Origin of the sequence: Mesorhizobium sp. CA14, assembly GCF_020165195.1 — a bacterium.
GTDB lineage: Bacteria > Pseudomonadota > Alphaproteobacteria > Rhizobiales > Rhizobiaceae > Mesorhizobium.
On sequence record NZ_JAIUHR010000056.1, the window covers coordinates 1 to 6,187 of the forward strand.

At 60.7% G+C, this 6,187-nt stretch carries 5 protein-coding genes and 1 pseudogene; 1 reads left to right on the plus strand and 5 read right to left on the minus strand.

Annotated elements, in window-relative coordinates; genetic code table 11:
• Positions 1-73: 73 nt before the first annotated feature.
• Positions 74-646: pseudogene (locus LB565_RS29635) on the plus strand (IS630 family transposase); the annotation flags it as partial.
• Positions 647-711: 65 nt separating this feature from the next.
• On the opposite strand, the gene LB565_RS29640 reads toward LB565_RS29635, so the two are convergent.
• From LB565_RS29640 to LB565_RS29660, 5 genes are all read right to left on the minus strand, one after another.
• Positions 712-1,566 carry a phosphatase PAP2 family protein gene (locus LB565_RS29640; RefSeq protein WP_224589607.1) on the minus strand — a complete coding sequence of 285 codons (855 nt, stop codon included), beginning with the start codon at positions 1,564-1,566 and terminating at the stop codon, positions 712-714.
• Between the two features lie 197 nt (positions 1,567-1,763).
• Positions 1,764-3,038 carry an ABC transporter substrate-binding protein gene (locus LB565_RS29645; protein WP_224589608.1) on the minus strand — a complete coding sequence of 425 codons (1,275 nt, stop codon included), beginning with the start codon at positions 3,036-3,038 and terminating at the stop codon, positions 1,764-1,766.
• Positions 3,039-3,081: 43 nt separating this feature from the next.
• Positions 3,082-3,399, minus strand: a complete 318-nt coding sequence (locus tag LB565_RS29985) for a transglycosylase SLT domain-containing protein (protein WP_224589609.1) — start codon at positions 3,397-3,399, stop codon at positions 3,082-3,084.
• Positions 3,400-3,652: 253 nt separating this feature from the next.
• Positions 3,653-4,021, minus strand: coding sequence for a hypothetical protein (locus LB565_RS29655; RefSeq protein WP_224549243.1), 369 nt, complete (start codon positions 4,019-4,021; stop codon positions 3,653-3,655).
• Between the two features lie 72 nt (positions 4,022-4,093).
• A partial coding sequence (locus LB565_RS29660) for a DUF5801 repeats-in-toxin domain-containing protein (RefSeq protein ID WP_224589610.1) occupies positions 4,094-6,187 on the minus strand: 2,094 nt, incomplete at its 5' end.

The following is a 6,187-nucleotide window of genomic DNA, read 5'->3' on the forward strand; positions in this document are numbered from 1 at the left end:
AAACCAGCTCGACCACCTACTGCCTTGGGCATATGCCCCCGCGCAACTCAAAGCCGTGGCCTGAGAACACCGGTTACCCCGCAGGCGCCAGCGATGGCGATCCTGGCAGGCCGGCCTCGATCCGCAGTGCCTGGTCTTCATCGATGAGACCTGGATCAAGACCAACATGGCTCCCCTGCGCGGCTGGGGGCCGAAGGGCAAGCGGCTGCGCGGCCTGGCTCCACATGGCCACTGGCGCACGCTGACTTTCCTCGGCGCGCTGCGCTGTGATCGGCTCGCGGCACCTTGCGTCTTCGACGGACCGATCAACGGCCAATGCTTCCGCGCCTATGTCGAACAGCAGCTCATCACCGTGCTGAAACCCGGCGATATCGTCGTCATGGACAACCTGGGAAGCCATAAGTCCGCTGCCATCAGGCAGATGATCAAGGCCGCTGGCGCCAGGCTCTGGTACCTGCCGCCCTACTCACCGGATCTCAATCCGATCGAGCAGGCCTTCGCCAAGATCAAGCACTGGATGCGCCAGGCTCAGAAACGCACCGTCGAGGACACTTGGCGCCACATCGGCCATCTCGTCGCAACCATCGAGGCAACCGAATGCAAGAACTACTTCGAAAACGCCGGATACGCTTCCGTCAAAACATGAAAGACTCTAGAGAAAACTCCAGCTGACCGTCGCTGCCCTTGGTGATCTCTTCGCCAAATCAGGCGTCAGGGAGTTGTGGGTGCAAGAGCAACTTTCCATGCGTCTAGTTTATTCACGCTCATGATAGCAAATAGCGTAACCAATCCTCCGCAGATCACATCGATGAGGTAATGGCCGCCTATTGGCACTGTCGATACTATCATGGCGGCATTTACGATCAGGACGGGAGCGGCGACGAACCTGATGTTGCGAGTGATGTAGATAAACAAAAAACCCAGCGCAGCATGAAACGAGGGAAATGTAACAAGGCCCTCGATTGTCGTGATAGAAAACGGTTTGAGGGTTCGGAGCGCAAGGAATTGCGTTAGATGGCCAGTTCCCCAGCCGGTGATCATTTCGTGCGGCGGCTTCAGGTGCTCCATGGCTCCGGCGGCGGGAACGAACAGCATGACCAGAACGGTCAAAAGGCCACTTACCCCATAGATCGCAACCATTTGAAGTACCCGCTCCTTTCGCAATAGGATCAGAACGAACGGGATGAGAACTAACTGAATGCCCAAACTATCGTAGGCGAGGGTGAGTAACGAGGAGCAGCCGGGCATTGAATTGATGAAGGATACGAAGCCTACCCAATCGAATCCGAGGGATGTGTCGATTGAAGCTAGAGTCGTGTCGGCCAACGGTTGGGAAGTTGCGATAGCGAGATATGAAAATAGCGCGATTTCTACCGTCAACACGGTTTTAAGAACAAGCGACAAAAGTAGCGTTTGCGACCGTCTGACGCATTCTTTGGCCACCTCTGGTAATTTCAGCCGAGTTCTGTGCAACCATATCAGCGCAAGAAAGGCAGAAATCCATAGAACTAATAATGGAGAGGCGATCAGAAGGTAAGAGGATGCCGATCGGGAGTCGATGGTCACAATAGAAAAATGGAACCAAGTTATTTCAACAATAAAAAATATAATGCAAACTGATAAAGATATAAACAGTGGAGCATTGGCGCGATCGCGAACAAAAGTTGGACACGGTATGCCAATTTCCGGTCAAGCACGGCTCGATTTCCTATAAGAAGCGCGTCCCAATGTGCCGGTCGCGAATGACTGCTATCATAAGTCCCCTAAAACCCCGCCGTCGACTTCTCCACCAGCTTCAGCTTGCCCTTCTCCACCCTGAAAAACGGCATCGACCTCTGGCTCGAGCCGTCGCTGCGGAAGCGGAACAGGCCGGTCGAGCCGCGGAAGCCGGTCGTGTTCTCCAGCACCTGCTTGTTGAAGCCGTCGGGACCGGCCGCGCTCGCTATGCCCGCGCTCAGCGCCACCATGTCGTAGGCGTAGGCCACGTTGACGTCGGGCTGATACTTATAGGCCGCCTTGAAGCGATCGGCGATCGGGCCGGTCTCGCTCTCGTCGAGCGTCGCAATATAGGCGCCCTCATAGAGCGGATCGATCGGGCGCTCGAGCCAGCGGTCGGTGCCGATCAGCGTCACCGCCTTGCCTGGAATGCCTTTCGCCTTGAGCGCCGCCAGCACGGCGATAGGGCTGCCCCCGCCGCTGGCGACGACCACGGCGTCGGGCGCCTCGACCAGCGAGCTCATGTCCGACACCACCTTGGCGCCGCCATCCGTCGGCGAATAGGGCAGGGTCACCGCAAGCGTGGCGCCATAGATGCTGAGCGCGTTGGCCACACGCGATTCAATGGGGCTCGAGTCCGCGCCCGCCGGCACCAGCAGCACGAATTTCTTCGCGCCCTTGCTGGCGATTGCCGCGGCGCCCGCCGCGGCGCTGTCGGCTTCGCTGAGCCGCACGGAATAGACGCCGGGGCCGCCAGCGAAATTGTCGGCCAGCGCCAGCACCGGCGGCCGCTTCGAGCCCGAGAGCTTGGCAAGGTGCTGTGCGGCCGCAAGCTCGGACGGCCCGATGACGGCCTTCGCCGTGCCCGAGGTGATCGCCTTCACTGCGAGGTCTTTCGCGTAGCCGCTGTCGCCGCGCGTATCCTCGATCGTCAGCGTCAGAAGCTTGTCGCCGAGATCGGCCATTGCGAGGCGCGCGCCGTCATACATTTTCCGGCCGTTCTCGCCGGTGCTTCCGGGCGCCGAAAGCGGCAGCAGCATGGCCACCTTGGTCGGCCCCGTGCCGAGCGTCAGCTGGGCCTTGGCGGCGGCGGCCGAAGTCGGACCGGTCGACATCGCGCTGCCCAAGGCCGGACTACCCGAGATCTGACCGCTGGCCTGCTGGGCGGGCGCCGCGGGCGCGCCCGCCTTGCCGGCGGGTGCGGCAATCGCCGACGGATCGAGCACGTCCGACGCGCCGCTCTTGGACTGGCATCCGTAGAGCGCCGCGACCAGCGCCAGAACAATGTGCCGTAAACGCGGATCGTGCCGCCCAAATTTCATGCCGCTTCCACCATATTCCGCCAGCTATTATCCCGGTCTATCTTCAACCTGATCTTAACGTCTTGCTCGCCGCCGTCCCGCATTTTTCTTGTGCCGGATATCTGACGCCAAACGCGATATTGGTGGCCGGCTCGCCGAGCTCCTCGGGCGAACCGCGAAAGCCGAGCATCCGCGCCGTTGCCGGCATGACCTGCATCAGCCCGATCTCGCCGTCGGCGCCGCGCACGGCGGGATCGAACCGGCTTTCGATCTCCATCACCGCATGCGCCAGCACCGGTTCGAGGCCGTAGAGCGAGGCCTGGCAGGTGGCGAATGCCTTGAATGTCTCGCGCGTACGCTCGGGCGCCGCGGCGCAGTGCACGGGCTGCGTCCGCTGCGGTTGCGGTCGTTCCAGCCAGTTGGCGTGGACAGGTGTTTGCCCCAGGCCAAGCAGGGCGACCGCCAGGGCAACTCCAGGAAAACTGCGTAGCGGTTGGGCTCGGCGACTTGGCCGTAGCCTTCCGTTCGCAACTGCGTCAAAACAAAGAGATAGACCGGTTCGCCGCGAAACGGCAAAACGGTCCGTTTTCCGTTGGCCACCATCGCAGCCAGCCGGTGCTCGATGGGCCGTCAGCTCAGTGCATGTACTCGACCATGCGGTCGTGGAAGCACTCGCATTTGTTGAGCGTGTCTTCGTCCTTGTAGTTCGTCTTGAGATAGCCATAGGCCATGCCGCAGGCGACCTTGGCTTCCGAGGCCCAGACGAAGGCGGGACGCGACGAGTTGATCCATTCCGGGCTGTTGGCGACGGCGACCGACTCGTCCATCAGCTTCACCACATGGTCCTTGAGCTCGACCATGTTGTCGGTGAGCACCAGGTCCGAGGTGCCGACGGTGCGGCAATAATTCACCGCCGGCTCGCCGATGATATCGGCGGCGAACCCCGTCGACCCGGCCACGAGCAGCGCCGCGGCCGAAGCCAGCAATCTTGCAGAATGTTTCATGTAAGCCCCTCTCCGAATTGCGAATTCATGCGTTGCTGATGTTTAGCACGGAAGCGCGGTGGCGCATAAGTGCTAAATGGTGGCAGTGTGCTGCGCATGCGTATTGTCATCGTAAAGGATCGTGATCGTTCCGGCGGCAGGTGTGTTCGTCAATTGCGCCACGTCGACGAAATTGGCCGCGTTGCCTGAACCGCTGGTATCCACGCTCAGCGCGCCGGTCGCGCTGTCATAGTGCACGTAATTGCTGATGTTGCCGGTCGGCGCTGCGTCGAACAGCGCAGTCAGATCGATCTTATCGCCGTCACCGCCGACGCCACTATAGTCGGTGATGAGATCCTTGATATCGAGGTGATCAAGCTTGAATGTGTCGGCGCCAGTGCCGCCGGTCAATGTGTCCTGGCCAGCGCCGCCGATAAGAACGTCGTTGCCGCCACCGCCATTCAGCGTGTCGTTGCCTGCGCCGCCGGCGAGATAATTGTCGCTGGCATTGCCGAATAGATAGTCGTTGCCCGAACCGCCGATCAGCCCTTCGATGCCAGTAAGAGTATCGCCGGCGGCGTCGCCACCGCCGATCGTCCCGGCGGCAGGATTGCTGAACGTCGCGGGCGCGCCCGATGCATGACCGTCGTCGGCAAGGTGGATCGAGATCGCAGCGATGCTGCCGGTATAGTCGACGATGTCGGTGCCGCCTCCGCCGGAGATCGTGTCGGCGTGGGTGCTGCCGGCAAGCACGTCGTTGCCTGCCGTTCCGGTCAGCGTGTAGTTGCCGGACCCATCAGCCGCCACAACATGGACGGCGACCGACTGTGTGCCGGTCGTGTCGCCGTCTTTGTCGGTCGCCGACACTGTGAACGCCAGGTTCTGATCTTGGGGAAGGACGTTGTGTGTCAATGAAATGTTGGAGAACTGGGCGCCTTGCCCGGAAATGTTGACTGCGCTGACCTGCAACTGGTTGAAGCTGATCGACGGATCGATCACGAATGTGCCGGTCGATGTGATCGAGATATCACCGGATACCGACGTGTTGGTGAGAGTGTTCGTCGCAACCCAGTGATAGGTTCCGCCCGCGCCGTTCAGCGAATTAACGACCAAACTAACCGAGTCGTTCAACTCGGCGTTGGTGTTGGGCGTGTTGTCGACGCCGATACCAGTCCCCGGTGTGTGGAACTCCATAGTGAAGGATTCATTGCCGCCGACGAAGGTGTTCGCGACGCCAAATCCGTTGTTGTTGGAGTTGATGCCATCGGGGCTTGAAAATTCGATATGGCCGTCACTGGTTTCGCGCCAATTCGGTCCGCCCGCGGGCAGGTTCTGCAGTGAATAAGTGACTGTAGTACCAGCATCGGGCTTGATAAGGTCGAACTCGTAAGTCCCATCGGTCCTCACGGCGAGGTCGAACACTTCCGTCGACCCCGACATCGCGTGGAGAACCGTTGTGCCGTCCGCGGCGATTGTGGTGTTGTAAGTTATGCCGGCAATCGCGGGCCCTACGATGTTGAAGTGATCGATGCCGTCCGCTCCCGATACCAGCGAGAAGAACCCTGTTACCGATCCAATCTCGTTCGGAATAGTGCCCGACGTGAAGGAGCCCAGCGACGGACCGTCGTCATGGAAAGTGGCCTTGGAGCCGAGATCAATCGACTGCGAGGCCTTGTCGCCATCGCCATCCGTCACCGTCGCCGTCAATGTCACCAGGCCCGAGGTCAGGCTGATGCCTTCGGACGTGTCCGTTGGATTGTCCGCGGTGTTCTCGTGTATGGCGCGGAACTCCGTCAGTGTCGTCTGGCCGCTTGTGGTGTTCACCGCGAGTGTGAACACCAGATAGGCGGCATCGCCGCTGTGGCCGGCCACGTAACCCGAAACAGTGCCGCCACTTTGCGTCAGCACCACTGCCTGGCCAGTCGCCGAGTCGATCAGGTTCGAAGTTACACCCTGCGAGGAGACGCTTACACCATAGCTGGTGGTGGCGCCGTCGGCGCCCGGTACCACAGTGAACATTCCCGCAAAGGCGGCCGTAGCTGCCGTCAGCGCGGCGTTTGGCGTTGAGCCGTTCGATAAGTAGCTTTCATCGACGTCCAGCGTCGGCGCAGCCGTGCCGCTCAGCGCGATCGAGGGGCCGTCATCCTTGATGCTCAGCGCGTTGCCGATGTTGAGCGACTGCGAGGC